Here is a 17,955-nt window from a genome sequence, read left to right on the forward strand (position 1 = left end):
GCTAATCCATGAACCGATAGCCAACACCCCAGACCGTCTGGACGTATCGTGGGTCGGCGGGATCGGCTTCAATCTTGTTGCGCAGGCGGTTGATGTGGGTGTTCACGGTATGCTCGTAGCCCTCATGGTTGTAACCCCACACAGAATCGAGCAATTGCGCCCGGCTGAACACCCGGCCCCGATGGGAGGCAAAGTGCCAGAGCAGGTCGAACTCTCGGGCGGTCAGGTCCACTTCCCGATCATCCACAAACACTCGCCGGCGAACCGGATCAATCCGAAGCCCGTCCACCTCAATCTCATCAGCCTGATCGCCTGCAGGCGCTGCCTGAGAGAGTGCGTCTACCCGTCGGAAAAGCGCTTTGATGCGCGCTGCGAGCTCCGCCACGCTGAACGGCTTCGTCAGGTAATCGTCCGCGCCCATCTCCAGGCCCAGGACCCGATCCAGCTCTGTGCTCTTTGCCGTCAACATCAGAACCGGTACATAGCCTGGGCAGGCACGAATCTCGCGGCACACCGCCAAACCATCCAGGCCAGGCAACATCAGATCCAGAATAACCAGATCGACGCCGCCCTCCCGGAACCGTTCCAGGCCGGTGTCCCCCCGGTCCACGAGCACGGGCTTCATTCCCAGATCTGAAACCTGCATACGGACCAGCTCACCGATGCCGGGGTTGTCTTCAATAATCAGTACCGTTCGCGTCATGGTGATGGGCTTCGCTGAATTTGCCGGTGGCTTTCGATGCTTTCATGGCAGAGTGTAGGCGGAAAAGTTCACAAAACCATCACAAGCCGTCAGAACCGCGCGCATAGCCGGCTCCGGGTTTAGCCGTTAAAATGAACCCAAATTCGGGCATGAGGTTTCAGTGGCAGACAAAACCGTAACCAGGGCAACACCGGCCGAGGCGTTCAAGCGGGCACGTCGCATGTGGCTTAAGGGTGAGCGCATTCACCTGGCGCCGCTGGCTGATGAGCTCGGAATTGGCCGCGCCACCCTGTTTCGCTGGGTCGGCAACAAGGATCTGCTGATCGGCGAGATTCTCTGGTCCCTGTATGAACCCCTCTGGCGACAGGCCATGACGGAAACGCCCGGCACTGGCGTGGACTACATCGTCGGCGTGTACCGCCGCACCAACTCCGCCATCCTGCACTTCGAGCCGCTGCGGCGATTCATCAACCAGGATCCGGAATATGCCCTGAAAATTCTCACCTCTTCGCAGTCAATCCTGCACACCCGCACGGTCGAGACCAACACGCGGATGCTGAAAGACCAGGTTGCGGCCGGGCATATCAAGCCACCAATGAACATCTTCAGCCTGTCTTACTTCATGATCCGACTGGCAGAGTCCTGCCTGTACAGCGACATCATCGCCGGACGCGAACCCAGGGAGGCGGAGCTGGAGGATGCCTGTACCGCCGTGCGGATTTTGCTTGGGGGGAAGGCCTAGGGCTTACAGGCTTTGGGGGCTGGCCCCGAGGCGGGGGTGTCTTTTCTTCTGGGAAAAACAACTCGCTTCGCTCAGACATTTTTTCCCGGCAGAAAAGACACCCCCACCCCGTGGCCGATCTAACTCTCAGGGCCACCGATCGGCAGCCCAGCCTATCGGCATTTACAGCTGCAAAGACCGGATTTCCAGAAACTCCTCCAGTCCCCACTTGCCAAATTCGCGGCCGATACCGGAATGGCCGAAGCCGCCAAACGGTGCCATCGGGTTAAACGCACCACCGTTCACGAATACCTGACCAGTGCGCAGCTTGCTGGCAATTTTCTTGGCCTTGGCATCGTCGCCGGACCAGACTGCACCGGATAGGCCGTACTGGGTGCCGTTGGCGATTTTCACCGCTTCGGCTTCGTCGTTGTAAGGGATCACGCACAGAACTGGCCCGAAGATTTCTTCCTGGGCAATACGGCTATCCGGCTTGACGTTGCCGAAGACCGTCGCCTTAACGAAGTAACCTTTATCGCATCCCTCGGGCGCCTCAGGGCCACCAGTGATGAGTTTGGCACCTTCATCAATCCCCAGTTTGATGTAGTCGATCACCTTGTCACGCTGCTGGGCAGACGACAGCGGGCCCAACCGTGTGGTTTCTTCCAGCGGGTTACCCGGGGTCATTTTAGCCACGGCAGCGGCGGCCAGTTCACAGGCTTCATCGTGCTTGTCGGCCGGAACCAGCATTCGGGTGAGTGCAGTACAGGTCTGGCCTGAGTTCAGAAGGCAGTTGTTAATTGTGCCTTTAACGGCAGCCGCCAGGTCGGCGTCCGGGAGGATCACCGAGGCAGATTTGCCGCCCATCTCCAGGGCGAAGCGTTTGAAGTCATCAGCCGCGGCGTGGGCGATCAGGTTGCCGGTGCGGGTGGAGCCGGTGAAGGACACCATGCGCACATCCGGATGCTTTATCAGGGTGTCGCCGACAGTATGGCCATAGCCGCAAACCACGTTGAACACGCCCTTGGGCAGGTCGGTGCCATCGAGGATCTCGGCAAGAATAAACGCCGTCTGGGGAGCGATCTCGGAAGGTTTGAGCACCACGGTGCAACCGGCCGCAATTGCCGGGACGATTTTCAAGATTACCTGGTGCAGCGGGTAGTTCCAGGGGGTAATACAGCCAACCACACCGACCGGCGCATATTGCACCTCGGAGTTTCCGGACTGCTCGGTAAACGGGAAGTCGGGCAGCAGTTTCAGGTAGCTCTTGGTTACCGCAGCCGGCATACCGGCCTGGATCGGCGTGGCCAGTTTGATGGGCATGCCCACTTCCCGGCAGACGGTCTCGGCAATTTCCGGAGCGCGCTCTTTCAGGCCCGCGTGCAGCTGTTCCAGCACCTTGATTCGCTCTTCCAGAGTGCTTTCTGACCAGCTTTCAAAAGCGGCGTCAGCGGCGGCAATTGCCTGTTCCATCTCATCCGCGCCGGAGGCGGGCACCCGGGCAATAACGTCACCAGTGCCAGCTTCGTGAACGTCGATCATGTCACCGGCCCAGCTAACCCATTGGCCGTTGATGTAGTTCCTGTTCAGCTCGTTCATGCTTCCCCCTTCATTCAAATACGATAACGCCACGGGCGTTCTTGCCTGCCACCATATCATCGAAAGCCTGTGCGGCTTCTTCTATGGGGTAGGTCCGGGTAACCAGTTCATCCAGCTTGAGTTTACCAGCCTTGTAAAGACCCAGGATTCTCGGGAAATCGTGCTGCGGTCGGGCCGAGCCCAGCCAGCTGCCTTTAAGGGTTCGCTCATCCGCTGGCAGGGTGAGGGTGGTCAGCGAAGTTTTATCCTTCGGATCTGCCACGCCCACGACCACGGCGGTGCCTCCACGGCCCAGACTCTTGTAGGCCTGTTCGACCACCGGCCCGGCGCCCACGCATTCGAAGGCGTAGTCAACGCCGCCGGTCATTTTCTTGACAGCCTTGGCGGCGTCATCCACCTCGTTGATATTCACGGTGTGGGTGGCACCAAACTCTTTCGCCATCGCCAGCTTAGCGGGGTTGCTGTCCACCGCCACGATCATCTCGGCGCCGGCGGTCACACAGCCCTGGATGGCGTTGAGGCCAACGCCGCCAATACCAAACACGGCGGCGCGGGAGCCGGGCTCCAGTTTTGCAGTATTGAAGACAGCGCCGACACCGGTCATCACCGCACAGCTGACCAGGGCGGCGTTCTGCATCGGCACCGTTTCATCCACCTTGACGCAGTTGTCCACGTGCATGGTGGCAAACTCGGCCATCACGCCGCAGGCGCCAAAGACGTTCAACGGCTCGCCGTCGGCGCCTTTGGTTCTGACCGTGCCATCCGGCAGGTTAAACATGGCCTTGCGGGCGTTCTCGCAGAGAACCGGTCGGCCACGGACACACTGGCTGCATTTGCCGCACATGGATATGAACGTGCTCACCACATGGTCGCCTTCCTTGAAGGCCGTTACACCTTCACCGACTTCCACCACAACCCCGGCGGCTTCGTGTCCCAGGACCAGGGGAGGCGGATAGGGAATCTTGCCCGTGGTGGCGGAGAGATCGCTGTGGCAAACGCCGCAGGCAGCGATCTTGATGGTAATTTCACCCCGCTTGGGGCCTTCCACCGTGATGGTTTCCACCTGAACGGGCTGACCCCATTCCCGGCAGACGACTGCTTTGGCTTGTCTGTCCATGTTTCCCCCTGTCGATTAAGTAGGGGGCAGAAAAACCCATTCGTCTGCCCCCGGGTTCATGCCGACTTCACAACACTTCAAACAGGCCCGCAGCGCCCTGGCCGCCACCGATACACATGGTAATCACCACGTATTTCGCACCGCGACGCTTGCCTTCAATCAGGGCATGGCCTGTTTGGCGGGCGCCGGTCACACCAAAGGGGTGACCGATGGAAATGGAGCCACCGTTTACGTTCAGCTTCTCCATGGGAATGCCGAGGCGGTCACGGCAGTAAATCACCTGGGACGCGAAGGCTTCGTTCAGCTCCCACAAATCAATGTCGTCCATGGTCAGACCGTTGCGCTCAAGCAGGCGAGGAATCGCAAACACCGGGCCGATGCCCATCTCATCTGGCTCACAACCCGCCACGGCGAAGCCACGGAAAATCCCCATGGGTTCGATGTTGTGCTTCTCGGCATAGGTGCTGTTCATCACCGTGCACACGGAGGCACCGTCCGACAGCTGGCTGGCATTGCCTGCGGTAATGAACTGGCCCGGCCCACGCACCGGCTCCAGACCCGCCAGGCCCTCAAGGGTGGTGTTCGGGCGGTTACATTCGTCACCGGTCAGGGTCACCTGCTTTTCACTGACCTCACCGGTTTCCTTGTCCTTCACAAGCATGGTGGCGTCGAACGGCACAATCTCATCGTCAAACTTGCCCGCCTGCTGAGCCGCTGCAGTACGCTGCTGGGAAATCAGGGAATACTCATCCTGGGCCTCACGGCTGACGTTGTAGCGCTTGGCCACGACATCCGCCGTCTCGATCATCGAAAGATACAGCTCCGGTTTGTGCTTCATCAGCCACTCGTTGGTGGCGTGAAAGCTGTTGATCTTCTCGTTCTGCACCAGAGAAATAGACTCAACACCACCGGCCACCATCGCCGGCACCTTCTCGGAAACAACCCGCTGGGCAGCCAAGGCGATGGACTGCAGACCCGAGCTGCAGAACCGGTTGATGGAAAACCCGGCGGTGGTTACCGGAAGCCCCGCGCGGATAGCCGCCAGACGGGCAATATTCCGACCCTGGGCGCCCTCCTGGTAGGCCGCACCCATGATCACGTCCTCAACAATAGACGGATCAATGCCCGCACGCTCAACAGCATGCTTGATGACGTGACCTGCCATATCCACACTGTGGGTATTGTTCAAAGAGCCCCGGTAAGATTTGGCAAGGCCGGTGCGAGCAGTTGAGACGATGACTGCATCAGACATAACAATGTCCTCATTTTTCGAAACATGTAGGTCGGGTTAGGCAAAGCCGTAACCCGACATCGAATTGACCGTTTACCTCTGGTTGTCGGATTACGGCTTCGCCTAATCCGACCTACAGGTCCAAAGTACTAACTGAACCGGTCGTGGGGCGGAAAAGACACCCCGCCCCACGACCCGCCCAAAAGGTTACAGGTCAGCGAATTTACGGCCATCCGCAACCAGCTTCTCAAGCAAAGCCGACGGCTCCCACTGCTCACCACCAACGGTGCTCTGATACTTCTTCACCGCTGAAAGAATCGTATCCAAACCTTCCTGATCGGCCCAGAACATCGGGCCACCACGATAGGCCGGGAAGCCATAACCGTAGATCCAGACAATGTCGATATCCAGCGGACGATCGGCAATGCCTTCTTCCAGGATCTTGGCACCCTCGTTGATCATCACATACACGCAGCGCTCAAGGATCTCCTGGTCTGTGATCTCCCGTGGCGTGATCCCCTGCTCCTTGCGGAATTGCTCGATCAAATGCTCCACTTCCGGGTCGGGAATCGGCTTGCGGCTGCCTTCCTCATACTTGTATACACCCGACTGGGTCTTCTGACCAAGGCGGCCCTGCTCCGCGAGCTTGTCCATCCAGCTGGCCGGGATATCCTCGCCCGCCTTGCGGCGCTCTTCCCGGATGCGGTAACCCACATCAATCCCGGCCAGATCGGACATCGCAAACTGGCCCATGGGGAAGCCGAGATCGGTCAGCACCTTGTCGACCTGCTGCGGGGTGGCGCCCTCGTCTACAAGCGACATGGCTTCGGTGCCGCGCTTGTGGAGCATCCGGTTACCGACAAAGCCATAGCAGTTGCCCACCATGACACCGACTTTCTTGATCTTCTTGGCGACCGCCATCACGGTGGCTTTCACTTCGTCGGAGGTCTTGCTGCCCCGCACGTTCTCCAGCAGCTTCATCACGTTAGCCGGGCTGAAGAAGTGCATACCCACCACGTCTTCCGGACGCTTGGTGGCAGACGCAATTTCGTCGATATCAAGGGTGGAAGTATTTGACGCCAGAATCGCACCCGGCTTGCAGACCTCATCAAGCTTGGCGAAGATTTCTTTTTTGATCGCCATATTCTCGAATACTGCCTCGATCACCAGATCAGCATCCCGGAAATCGTCATAGGTCAGGCTCGGAGTGATCAGCGACATCCGCTGTTCCACCTGCTCCTGGGTGAGCTTGCCTTTCTTCGCGGAGTTCTCGTAGTTGCGGCGGATGATCGCCAGGCCCTTGTCCAGGGCTTCCTGCTTGACCTCGACCATGGTGACCGGAATCCCCACGTTGACGAAGTTCATGGCGATACCACCGCCCATGGTGCCCGCGCCAATGATGCCGACACTCCTCACATCACGAACCGGCGTATCTTTCGGCAGCCCTTTGACCTTGGAGACCTCACGCTCGCCGAAGAAAGAATGGATCAGTCCGGCGCGCTGGGGCGATTCCATGCATTCCATGAACAGTTCGCGCTCACGTTTCATGCCCTCATCGAAAGGCAGGTTGAAGGCCGCTTCCACGGCATCGACACACTTGAACGGGGAGAACAGGCCCCGGGCCCGCTTCTTCAGCTCGTCACGGAACTGGTCAAAGACATCGCTGCCCTTGTCCGCTTCGATTTTGTCGGTGATATCTCGAACACGACGCACTGGTTTGCCTTCATCGATTACTTTCTGCGCATAGGCCATACCGACAGCGCGGATATCGTCGCCTTCTTCCACGGCATCAAGGATGCCGAGGGCCAGGGCATCGTTGGCACCGACAAACTCACCGGTGGTGATCATTTCCAGCGCTTTTTGGGCGCCGGTCAGGCGAGGCAGCCGCTGGGTGCCGCCAGCACCGGGCAGAAGCCCGAGCTTCACTTCCGGCAGGCCCACCTTGGCGCTGGTGACGGCAACCCGGTAGTGGCAGCTCAATGCGGTTTCCAGACCACCGCCCAGGGCGGTGCCATGGATCGCCGCAACCAGCGGCTTATCGCTGTTTTCAAAGGTGTTGACCAGTGTCGGCAGGGTGGGCTCCTGCATGGGCTTGCCGAATTCACGAATGTCGGCGCCGGCAATGAACGTGCGCCCTTCGCAAACCAGCAGAAGCGCCTTGGCCTCTGCATCCTTCTGGCCCTGCTCCAGGGCTGCGAGCAGGCCAGAACGAACAGCCTGGCCGAGGGCGTTTACCGGCGGGTAGTTCACGGTAATAACGCCGATGTTGCCTTCCCGGCTATAGCTAACGACCTCAGACATGATTTCTCCTCGCATTGGTTCTGAAATATGGTTTTAACTAGCGAAACATGCGTACGATTTAATACAAGTTCGTTTGTGGTTTCAACCACCCATTAAACTACAGGTATAAAAAAACCGCAGGGGTTCTTCTGCGGTTTCTTGGTTTGGAGTTTGTCGGGAGGTGGCTTTTAAACACCCAGCGATTCGATATCGCCTGCCAGCATCGCCAGCTGGTGGGCAATGGAACCGCGAAGCTTTTCGGCCGGCACCAGGTAAGACGGCGCGGCACAGGTCAGGGCCATGATGGTGCCATCCTGCAAGTGAATGGGCACGCCAGCAGAGTTGATGTTCCGGTCCCATTCGCCAATGGACAGGCAGAAGCCGTGTTCCTTGTAGTCCTTCATGGCTTGGTCGAGGCCCTGCTTCTTCTCTGGCCAGGCATCACCATATTTTTCGGCCATGGCGTCGTCAATCACCAGGCGAGCCTTGTCGCTGACGGCACAGTAGTAGGCGCGGCCGGCGGAGGTACTGGCCATCGGCAGTTTCAGGCCGATATCCATCCGCAACAGGGAGGCTTCCGGTGGCAGACGGTTTTCCACGTAGATCATATGCAACCGGTCCCGGCAGGTGAGGCCAACGGACATGTTGGTTTGGCGGGCGAACTCGTCCATGTAGGGCTTGGCCAGCTGACGCACCTTGAGATTGGACACGTAGGCATAGCCAAGTGCCAGCACCCCGGAGCTCAGCTGGTATTTCTCCAGCTGGGTGTTGTAGCTCAGGTAACCCAGTTTGGTGAGGGTGTAGGTCATCCGCGACACGGTCGGCTTGGGCAGCCCGGTGATGCGGGCGATGTCCTGGTTCCCCAGGATGACAGGACCCTGGCTGAAGGCGCGGAGCACGTCCAGGCCGCGGGACAGGGCCTCGACAAACTTGCGGTCTTTTTCCGGCTTCACGGGCTTACCGTCAGTGGATGCCACTTTCAGTTCGGGTGAGATCTGCTTTTTTCCTGCCATAATGGGACGTCCTCCAACCGCGTCGCCCGCTCCGGTAACCGGTGTATTAATATGGTGAATAATTAAGGATTCATCATTTTAATCGCTGCAGAAATCAAGTACCAGAAAGTATTGTCAAAACCCGTACCAAATATGAAACGATTGGTAGTTATGTTTCAAAATAAAACTCGCATTGCAGTATTTCGTACCGCCTTTACCCATCCAATTCGATACTTTATTCTGCATTGCAAAACACGTTAGCAGCCATCAAACCCCGTGGCGACCCCGGAGGCGAAATGAAGATTCTTTTTGTGGCAGGCGATCCCAAACCCGAACGCTGGACAGTCCCCATCCGCGAACTCCTGCCAGAGGCAGAGATTTACGCCTGGGATCCGGACGGGCCGGCGGTCAACGCGGACTACGCCATCGTCTGGCAACCACCTTCAGCCCTGTTCGAACGGGAGAAGCACCTGAAGGCGGTATTCAACCTGGGAGCCGGCATTGACGGGCTATTGAAGGTGCCGAACCTTCCGAAAGATCTGACCGTAGTGCGCCTGGAAGACGCGGGCATGTCGGCGCAGATGGCTGAGTACGTGCTGCATCAGCTTCTGGAAGCAAACCGCGAAATGGAAACCTATCGGGAGCAGCAACGCCAAGGCGTCTGGAAAATTCACCGCCCCATGAAGCGCAGCGAGTGGCCCGTGGGCGTTATGGGGCTTGGCCATATCGGCAAGCGCGTGGCACGAACATTGGCAGCTCTGGATTACCGGGTGAGCGGCTGGGCGCGAGGAGAGCACAGCCTGGAGGTTGTCAGCACCCATGCCGGTCCGGACCAGCTCGCCGGGTTTCTGAAATCGACACGGGTTCTCGTGAACACCCTGCCCCTGACCGACGAAACCCGGGACATCATCAACTATGATCTGCTGAGCCAGCTCCAGCCGGGTGCCGTGCTGATCAACGTTGGCCGGGGTGAACATCTGGTGGAGGACGATCTGCTCAGAGCTCTGGACGAGGGCATACTGCGAAAGGCTTCCCTGGATGTGTTCCGCAAAGAGCCTCTGCCCGAGGATCATCCTTTCTGGCAGCGGGAGGACATCACCATCACGCCTCACATTTCCGCCAGAACCCTGCGGGACGCCACCCTGGAACAGATCACCGGAAAAATCCGGGATCATGCCCAGGGCCGCCCGATTACCGGGGTCGTGGATACTGAAAGGGGATACTGAGCTGAGTTAGTGGCCCGGCGTCAGCCAGGCCACCAGAGCCGTCAGTACCAGCAGCAGCGGCAGGGCGATCAGCACGAACAGACCGTTCCAGCGAAACGCCACAACCCACCGTGAGATTTGCCCGAACCTGGATAGCAGCATCACCGAGGGGCCGAAGGGCGAAAGCATCATGGCCAGGGAGAAGCCAATCACCAGGGCCACGGCCACCGGCAGAAGATGCATACCCTCAGCAACCAGCTGTGGCAACAAACCGGCCTGAACACTCAAAACCGTGATCGGAATAACTCCGATCATCGAGAACATCGGCATCATCAGCATGCCCAGAACGGCCACCAGGAAAACGCCGCTGCCTGTGGCCACCAGGCCGGCCAGGGCATCGGCCGGTATCACTGCGGACAATGCCACACCGAGGATTGCAGAGGCGGCGAAAATGGCCATCTCGTTGTGCATGTTCCACACCTGGCCCGCGCCCTCTCGCAAAACCGGTATCAGCCCACGTTCCTGCCACAACATGTAGATCAGGGTTACGGTCGGGACGGAAAGCATGGCCGCTACCGATACCTTGAACCCGGTCGTCGCCACCAGTGCCGCCATCAGCGAGAAGACCACGAGGATCAGCGCCAGCAGACTTCCGGTACCCGGCAGCCAGCCCTCAACGGCGACACGCTCATTGCTGATCTTGCGAAACCGGCTCTGCTCGAGCACCCAGCCAATCAACACCATCAACAATGCGGCTACCAATCCGAACGGCAACAGCTGGGACCAGCTCAACTGGGGCAGTTCCCGGGTAAGAATGGCTACAGCGACACTGGTGGGCGCCACCAGCGGCACCAGCGCAAAGCCCCTCAGGGCACTGATCAGGACGCTACGCAGCCACTGCAGACGGGATTCGCCGGTAATGCCCCGCTCACGAAGGGTCTCAGCAAGTGTGCCGCACAACAGGCTCATCATTCCAAAACTCAACACCGTTGCAACACCACAGCTGACCAGGGCGTACTTGGGATAGAGCAACACTGGCTTGCCACCCAGCAGCACATCATGAATCCGGCGCAGCACCTCGAACCGGCGTACCAGGCACTGCATCATTCCCAGGCTGCCCAGAAAAGCCGAATAAAAGGCCGCATCGGAGGCCGCTTTCAACAATTGCGCGGTATTCAGGGAACCTTGCACAGCAAAGGCTCCGAGCACTGCCAGTGCAATCACCAGCAACACCCGCGCGTAACCCTGAAGGTTCCCTGCACCAATGCCGAGCAGGAAGGCCCCGACAAACATAACGCCGGCGAACGCGCTCAGTTCGCGATGCCCAAGGCAGATGGCCACCAGCTCTGTTACCACAGCCAGGGACACGAGCCACTTCAGCATATTGCTCACGGCAGGAGCGCCCAGTCAGATTTGAACACTGCTTGCATTTCCACAACACCCGGATTAGTCTTTCAACATCGAATTACAAAACACAGTTTCGCTTAATGAAACTGTGTTAACACAAAGATAGCACAGATTGGTCCGGTGTCCCTATAACCGGACCTCAACCGGACACCCGATATTCGCTTTCAGGAGACTACAAATGGCTTTCGCACCCTGGAATGACCTGCTGGATTTCGACTCACAACTGGACGAAACCGAACGCCAGGTCCGAGACAGTATTCGCAGCTTCTGCGACCAGCAACTGATGCCCGGCATCACCGAGGCCAACCGGCATGAGAAGTTCGACCGCACTATCTTCAACCAGATGGGCGAACTCGGCATGCTGGGTGCGACCCTGCCGGAGGAATACGGCGGCCCGGGGCTGAACCACGTCTGTTACGGCCTGATTGCCCGGGAAGTGGAACGGGTGGATTCCGCCTATCGTTCAGCCCTGAGCGTTCAGTCCTCCCTGGTCATGTACCCGATCTATTCCTACGGCCAAGAAGCGATGAAAAAACGCATCCTGCCCAAGCTGGCCTCCGGTGAATACGTTGGCTGTTTCGGCCTGACCGAGCCCAACCATGGCTCCGATCCCGGCGGCATGGAAACCCGTGCCAAGAAAGTTGATGGCGGGTACCTGCTAAGTGGCTCCAAGACCTGGATCACCAACTCCCCGATTGCCGACATCTTTGTAGTCTGGGCCAAGTTTGATGGCAAGGTGAACGGCTTTGTGATTGAGCGCGAAGGCGCCAAAGGTCTGGACGCGCCGAAGATCGAGGGCAAATTCTCCCTGCGGGCGTCGGAGACCGGCTCCATTTTCATGGATGAGGTGTTCGTTCCGGAAGAGAATCGTCTGGACGTAGAGGGCCTGAAAGGCCCCTTCAGCTGTCTGAACAAGGCCCGTTTTGGCATTAGCTGGGGTTCGCTCGGTGCTGCCGAGTTCTGCTGGCATGCCGCCCGCAATTACACCCTTGAGCGCATACAGTTCGGCAAGCCCCTGGCTGCCAACCAGCTGGTCCAGAAAAAGCTGGTGGACATGCAGACCGAGATCACCATCGGCCTGCAGGCGGTTCTCCAGCTGGGCCGGATGATGGATGCCGGCACGGTAACACCGGACGCCATTTCACTGCTCAAGCGCAACAATTGTGGCAAAGCCCTGGACATCGCCCGGGTTGCCCGGGACATGCACGGCGGTAACGGCATTTCCGACGAGTACCATGTGATTCGCCACGTGATGAACCTCGAGGCGGTGAACACCTACGAGGGTACCCACGACGTCCACGCCCTGATTCTGGGTCGCGGACAGACCGGCATCCAGGCTTTCAGCTGATAGACAGATCAACGCGAACGAGGTTTTCCCCATGAACTTGAACTACACCGCCGAGGAACTCGCCTTCCGTGATGAAGTCCGGGCCTTTCTGGATGAGAAACTACCCGCGGATATTGCCGCCAAGGTAAAGGGGTTCCGCCGCCTATCCAAACAGGATCATCAACGCTGGCAAAAGATCCTCAATGAACAGGGCTGGTACGCCACCCATTGGCCGAAAGAATACGGCGGTGTGAACTGGAGTCCTGTTCAGAAGCACATCTGGGACGAAGAGTCGTCCCGCTATGGCGCACCGCGCTCTGTACCCTTCGGCGTCAACATGGTGGCGCCAGTGATTATCAAATTTGGCACCGAAGAGCAGAAACAGAGATACCTGCCACGCATTCTCAGTGGCGAAGACTGGTGGTGCCAGGGCTATTCCGAGCCGGGCGCGGGCTCGGACCTGGCCTCTCTCAAGACCCGGGCAGTGCGCGACGGCGACCATTACATTGTGAATGGCCAGAAAACCTGGACCACCCTGGGCCAGCACGCCAACATGATTTTCTGCCTGGTTCGCACCAACACCGAAGTGAAGGCCCAGGAAGGCATTTCCTTTCTGCTGATAGACATGGACACCCCAGGCATTACCGTGCGCCCTATCATCACTCTTGATGGCGAGCACGAAGTTAACGAAGTGTTCTTCGAGGATGTGAAAGTCCCCGTGGAGAATCTGGTGGGCGAGGAAGACAAGGGGTGGACCTACGCCAAGTACCTGCTGACCTACGAACGCACCGGTCTGGCCGGCATCGGCATTTCCAAAGCCGCATTGCAGCACCTGAAGGAGCTGGCGACCCGCCGGACCAAGAACGGTCGCCCGCTGATAGAGGATGCGTCGTTCAGCCAGCGCATTGCCAAGGTTGAGATTGACCTGATGGCGGCGTCAATCAGCAACCTGCGCATTATCGCCTCGGTGGAAGGCGGCGGCATGCCGGGTGCGGAAAGCTCGATGCTGAAAGTACGCGGTACCGAAATCCGTCAGACCATTAACGACCTGGCCCGCCGGGCCATTGGTCCCTACGCCATCCCGTTTGTGGAAGAGGAAATGGACCTGGATGACGACGGCGATTTCCTCTCGGACGAGAACGCCGCACCGGTAACTCCCCAGTACTTCAACAACCGCAAGCTGTCGATTTTCGGCGGATCCAACGAGATCCAGAAGAATATCGTGTCGAAAATGATTCTCGGGCTTTAAGGAGGCGACCATGGATTTCCGACTCAACGAAGAGCAGCAGATGCTGCAGGACACCGTGGCCCGCCTGGTGCGCGGTGAATACAGTTTTGAGAAACGCCTGGAATACAGCGAATCGGAGCTGGGCTTCAGCGCCGACTTCTGGAAACAGCTTGGTGAACTAGGTCTGACCGCCGTCCCCTTTCCGGAGGAACTCGGTGGATTTGGCGGTACTGGCGTTGAAGTGCAAAGCGTGATGACCGAACTGGGTCGAGGCCTGTGTATCGAGCCTTACCTCCAGTCCGTGGTTCTCGGTGGCGGGCTGATCAGCCAGGCCGGCAACAGTGAGCAGCACGAACAATGGCTTGGCGGCATCGCCAGCGGCGAGACACGCGCAGCTGTCGGTCTTCAGGAGCCCCAGAGCTTTTACGACCTGAATGACGTGGAAGCCCGTGCCGAGAAGTCCGGGGACGGCTACGTGCTGAACGGTCGCAAGGCCGTGGTCATTGGCGGCCACTGTGCCGATGTACTGGTCGTCTCTGCCCGTACTTCCGGCAACAGCCGCGATGCCGATGGCATCAGCCTGTTCCTGATCAGCGCCGATGCCGAAGGGCTGGAACATCGCACCTACCCCACCATTGATGGTTCCAGGGGCTGCGACCTGTTCCTGAACAACGTCAAGCTGGGCCCCGATGCCCTGCTCGGTGAAGAAGGCAAGGCCGCAGAAGTCATTGAATACCAGGCCGGACGCGCCATTTCCGCTTTATGCGGTGAGGCTGTGGGCGCCATGGAAGTGGCCTGTGACCTGACTCTGGAGTACCTGAAACAGCGCAAACAATTCGGCGTACCCATCGGCAAATTCCAGGTACTTCAGCATCGAATGGTGGATATGATGTCGGAGCTTGAGCAGGCCCGCTCCATGGCCATCCTGGCAGCCAGCGTTGCCGACGAGCCCCAGAGCGACGAGCGCCGCCGGATTCTGGCCGCCGCCAAGAATGTGATTGGCCGCAGTGGCCAGTTCATTTCCGAGCAGGGCATCCAGTCCCACGGCGGTATCGGTATGACCTGGGAGTACAACTTTGCCCACTACGCCAAGCGGCTTGTGATGATCAACCATCAACTGGGCGACGACGACTTCCATCTGGAGCGCTTTGCGGCCCTGCTAAAGTAAAGGTCCGCAAACAAACGAAATCTTGGGCCCGAAGAGATCAATAATGACAACAAATGAACCGTCAACGGAACAGGATCTCAGGAAAGCCGAGTGGCAGGTCCGCACCGAGCTGGCCGCCGCCTATCGGCTGGTGGCCCTGTTCGGCTGGGATGATCTGGTGTTCACCCATCTCTCGGCCCGGGTACCCGGGCCGGATCACCACTTCCTGATCAACCCTTACGGACTGCTGTTTCACGAGATTACCGCCTCGTCGCTGGTCAAGGTCGACCAGGAAGGCCAAGTGGTGGAGGCAGCCGGCCTGGGACGCGTCAATCCCGCCGGTTTCACCATTCACAGCGCGGTGCATATGGGCCGGGACGATGCCGGCGCGGTGATGCACCTACACGCACCGGACGGGGTCGCGGTATCGGCACACCGAGACGGCCTGCTGCCCCTGAGCCAGACCGCCATGCTGTGTCTCGACCACCTCTGCTATCACGAGTACGAAGGCGTGGCACTCAATCTGGACGAACGCGATCGGCTGATCCGGGACCTGGGCAACCGGTCCATGATGATACTGCGCAACCACGGCGTGCTGACCGCAGGCAAGGATGTACCGGAAACCTTTACCTACCTGTATTTCCTGATGAAAGCCTGCGAGATCCAGGTCAAGGCCCAGAGCTGTGGCCCCACCCACCTTCCCTCGGAACAGGCCATTCGCACCACCGCCGAGCAGTCGCAACAATTGGGCATGGCAGCGAAACTGACCTGGCCGGCACTGATCCGGCTTCTGGACAGCAAGAATCCGGGTTATGCGGTCTGACGCCCAACGGGGACTGAGGCTATGCTGACAGTGCAACTGGACGATCTGGCCCATCACAAGAACTCGGTGATTGGCCACAGTCCCTGGAAAACCATCAGCCAGGAAATGATACAGGCCTTCGCCGATGCCACCGGCGATCATCAATGGATACATCTTGATGTGGAGAGAGCCAGGCGAGAGTCGCCCTGGAAGAGCACCGTGGCGCACGGATTTCTGACGGCATCACTGATTCCCCTGCTGAATCAACAGGTCATCAATGTGCAAGGCAAGAGCGCCAGTATCAATTACGGGCTTAACAAGCTGCGCTTCCCGGCAGCGGTAAAAGCCGGCGCGCAGATCCGCAGCAAAATGGAGCTGTTGGACGTGACCAGGGTAGATGAGCAGCGGACGCTGGCCACCTATCGCACCACCCTGGAAATCCGAGGCGGGGAAAAGCCCGCCTGCGTCGCCGAACATCTCGCCATGTATGTGCGGAGCTGAGTCGCTCAGGACTTGGCTTCCCACTCCTCTTCCTGCAGCGCCCGCCACATCAGCTTGCCGGTTGGCGACTTTGGCAGCTGGTCGACAAACTCGATCAGGGTAGGAATCTTGTAGGCTGCCATCTGCTCCTTGCACCAGGCGATGATGTCCTCTTCGCTCGTTTTTCCCTCCGCCTCCGGAGTCAGCACAATGCAGGCCTTCACGGTCTCACCGCGCTTCGGATCCGGCGAGGAAATAATGCAGACCTCATGAATCCCGGGATGGCGGTACATCAGGCCCTCCACCTCGGACGGCCAGACCTTGTAACCGGATGCGTTGATCATCCGCTTGACCCGGTCGACCATGAAGAAATAGCCCTCCTCATCGTAGTAACCCAGATCGCCGGTGCGGAAAAACTGCTTGCCATCGATCTCCACAAACGCAGCTTCGGTTTCCGCGGGCCGGTTCCAGTACCCGATGGTAACCTGCGGCCCGCTGGAGACGATTTCACCGGTCTCGCCAGGGCCTTTTTCCTGCAGGGTGTCGACATCAATGATCCGGCTGTCGACATCAAACACCGGGATGCCGAGGCACTGGGGCTTCGGCCGGTTCGAGGGGTTGATGTGGGTGGCTGCCATGGTTTCTGAAAGGCCATACCCCTCAATATAATCCAGACCGGTCATGGTCTTGAGCTTGGCGGCCACGGCCTCTGGCATCGCTGCCCCGCCTCCGCCGATGGTGGTGAGACTCGACAGGTCGTACCGGCCAAGGTCGGGGTTGGAGAGGAAGTCCACCGCCATGGTGACAATGTTGGTCCAGCCGGTGACTTTATACCGTTCGATCAGCCGCGCCGCGGTGGTCCGGTCCCAGCGAGTCATGATCACTGTAGTGGAGCCGCTGTAGATGGGGCTGTTCATGGAACCGGTCATGCCGGTGACGTGGAAGAATGGCAAGGTGGCCAGCTGCACCGTACTGGCGGTGCTCAGGTTCCAGAAGGCCCGGTGCACGGCGGTAGCCATCACGCTGCGATGAGTGTGCATGCAGCCCTTCGGGGCGCCGGTGGTGCCGGAACTGTAGGGAATCACGGCGAGATCGGCCGGGCCGGCGGTGTGCGCCGAGGGCGCATGGCCTTCCGCCAGCGCCTGCTCCCAGCTGACCATGCCGGCCAGTTCCTGCGACCAGGCCGGAGCGGCGACTTCCGCTGGCAAGGCCAGATCGGTGTCCGGTGCGATATAGCTGCTGTAGGAAGCTACCACGATGTGGTTGAGATCGGTGGTCTTTAACAACGGAGCAATAAAGCCGGCCAGCTCCTGACCTGCGAGGCATACATTGGCACCCGTATCCGCAACAAAATGCTCCAGTTCCGCCGCTCGGTTCATCGGGTTGATAGGGATTACCACGGCATCCGCCCGCAGAATGGCGTAATAGGCAATCACGTATTGCGGGGAGTTCTGCATGTACAGCAACACCCGATCACCTTTAGCAACGCCCTGGGCCTGCAGGTAGCCGGCCATGGCCTCCACTTCCCGGAACAGCTGGCTGTAGGTCATGGGTGCATCGTAGAAAACGATGGCGTTACGGTCCGGATAGCGCCGCGCCGAAATCTCAAGGTTGGTAAACACGCTGGTTCGTGGCAAGGCCAGGCTTTTGGGCAGTTCCCTCGGCCACACGGCGTAATGGCGGGTAAATGGCATTGTTGTGATCCCCTTTTTCGGT

Annotated in this window: 15 protein-coding genes; 7 read left to right on the plus strand and 8 right to left on the minus strand. The window is 59.0% G+C overall.

Going from position 1 to position 17,955, the window contains the following annotated elements; genetic code table 11:
• Position 1: 1 nt before the first annotated feature.
• A complete protein-coding gene (locus ACWJ62_RS07125) occupies positions 2-703 on the minus strand; it encodes a response regulator transcription factor (RefSeq protein WP_014579066.1) in 702 nt (233 codons plus the stop codon).
• A gap of 160 nt (positions 704-863) precedes the next feature.
• Between ACWJ62_RS07125 and ACWJ62_RS07130 the strand changes: the two genes are divergently transcribed.
• Positions 864-1,445, plus strand: a complete 582-nt coding sequence (locus ACWJ62_RS07130; protein WP_449285553.1) for a QsdR family transcriptional regulator — start codon at positions 864-866, stop codon at positions 1,443-1,445.
• Positions 1,446-1,607: 162 nt separating this feature from the next.
• Here the strand turns inward: ACWJ62_RS07130 and ACWJ62_RS07135 are convergent, their stop codons facing one another.
• The 5 genes from ACWJ62_RS07135 to ACWJ62_RS07155 form a co-directional block, all read right to left on the minus strand.
• A complete protein-coding gene (locus ACWJ62_RS07135) occupies positions 1,608-3,023 on the minus strand; it encodes an aldehyde dehydrogenase family protein (RefSeq protein WP_449285554.1) in 1,416 nt (471 codons plus the stop codon).
• Positions 3,024-3,033: 10 nt separating this feature from the next.
• Positions 3,034-4,140, minus strand: coding sequence for a zinc-binding dehydrogenase (locus ACWJ62_RS07140; protein ID WP_449285555.1), 1,107 nt, complete (start codon positions 4,138-4,140; stop codon positions 3,034-3,036).
• A 67-nt stretch (positions 4,141-4,207) separates the two neighbouring features.
• Positions 4,208-5,392, minus strand: a complete 1,185-nt coding sequence (locus ACWJ62_RS07145) for an acetyl-CoA C-acyltransferase (RefSeq protein ID WP_449285556.1) — start codon at positions 5,390-5,392, stop codon at positions 4,208-4,210.
• A gap of 186 nt (positions 5,393-5,578) precedes the next feature.
• Complete coding sequence (locus ACWJ62_RS07150) at positions 5,579-7,672, minus strand: 3-hydroxyacyl-CoA dehydrogenase NAD-binding domain-containing protein (protein WP_449285557.1); 2,094 nt, start codon at positions 7,670-7,672, stop codon at positions 5,579-5,581.
• A gap of 167 nt (positions 7,673-7,839) precedes the next feature.
• On the minus strand, positions 7,840-8,664 hold the full coding sequence (locus ACWJ62_RS07155; protein WP_008177052.1) for an IclR family transcriptional regulator: 825 nt from the start codon (positions 8,662-8,664) through the stop codon (positions 7,840-7,842).
• 275 nt (positions 8,665-8,939) lie between these two features.
• Between ACWJ62_RS07155 and ACWJ62_RS07160 the strand changes: the two genes are divergently transcribed.
• On the plus strand, positions 8,940-9,869 hold the full coding sequence (locus tag ACWJ62_RS07160) for a 2-hydroxyacid dehydrogenase (RefSeq protein WP_449285558.1): 930 nt from the start codon (positions 8,940-8,942) through the stop codon (positions 9,867-9,869).
• Between the two features lie 6 nt (positions 9,870-9,875).
• On the opposite strand, the gene ACWJ62_RS07165 is transcribed toward ACWJ62_RS07160, so the two are convergent.
• Positions 9,876-11,231, minus strand: a complete 1,356-nt coding sequence (locus ACWJ62_RS07165) for a hypothetical protein (RefSeq protein WP_449286152.1) — start codon at positions 11,229-11,231, stop codon at positions 9,876-9,878.
• Between the two features lie 202 nt (positions 11,232-11,433).
• Between ACWJ62_RS07165 and ACWJ62_RS07170 the strand changes: the two genes are divergently transcribed.
• The 5 genes from ACWJ62_RS07170 to ACWJ62_RS07190 are packed head-to-tail and all read left to right on the plus strand — an operon-like array spanning position 11,434 to position 16,260.
• Positions 11,434-12,603: an acyl-CoA dehydrogenase gene (locus tag ACWJ62_RS07170; protein WP_008177046.1), complete on the plus strand. Its 1,170-nt coding sequence runs from the start codon at positions 11,434-11,436 to the stop codon at positions 12,601-12,603.
• Between the two features lie 31 nt (positions 12,604-12,634).
• The gene (locus tag ACWJ62_RS07175; protein WP_449285559.1) at positions 12,635-13,831 is read left to right on the plus strand and encodes an acyl-CoA dehydrogenase family protein; all 1,197 of its coding nucleotides are present in this window, start codon (positions 12,635-12,637) and stop codon (positions 13,829-13,831) included.
• Positions 13,832-13,841: 10 nt separating this feature from the next.
• Positions 13,842-14,978, plus strand: a complete 1,137-nt coding sequence (locus ACWJ62_RS07180; RefSeq protein WP_449285560.1) for an acyl-CoA dehydrogenase family protein — start codon at positions 13,842-13,844, stop codon at positions 14,976-14,978.
• Between the two features lie 43 nt (positions 14,979-15,021).
• Positions 15,022-15,780 (plus strand): class II aldolase/adducin family protein, encoded by a 759-nt coding sequence (locus ACWJ62_RS07185; RefSeq protein ID WP_449285561.1) that lies wholly within the window; start codon positions 15,022-15,024, stop codon positions 15,778-15,780.
• Between the two features lie 21 nt (positions 15,781-15,801).
• Positions 15,802-16,260: a MaoC family dehydratase gene (locus ACWJ62_RS07190; RefSeq protein WP_092031342.1), complete on the plus strand. Its 459-nt coding sequence runs from the start codon at positions 15,802-15,804 to the stop codon at positions 16,258-16,260.
• Positions 16,261-16,265: 5 nt separating this feature from the next.
• On the opposite strand, the gene ACWJ62_RS07195 is transcribed toward ACWJ62_RS07190, so the two are convergent.
• Positions 16,266-17,933, minus strand: coding sequence for a long-chain fatty acid--CoA ligase (locus tag ACWJ62_RS07195; protein WP_449285562.1), 1,668 nt, complete (start codon positions 17,931-17,933; stop codon positions 16,266-16,268).
• Between the last annotated feature and the right edge of the window lie 22 nt (positions 17,934-17,955).

The sequence above is a fragment of the Marinobacter sp. PE14 genome, assembly GCF_053566155.1.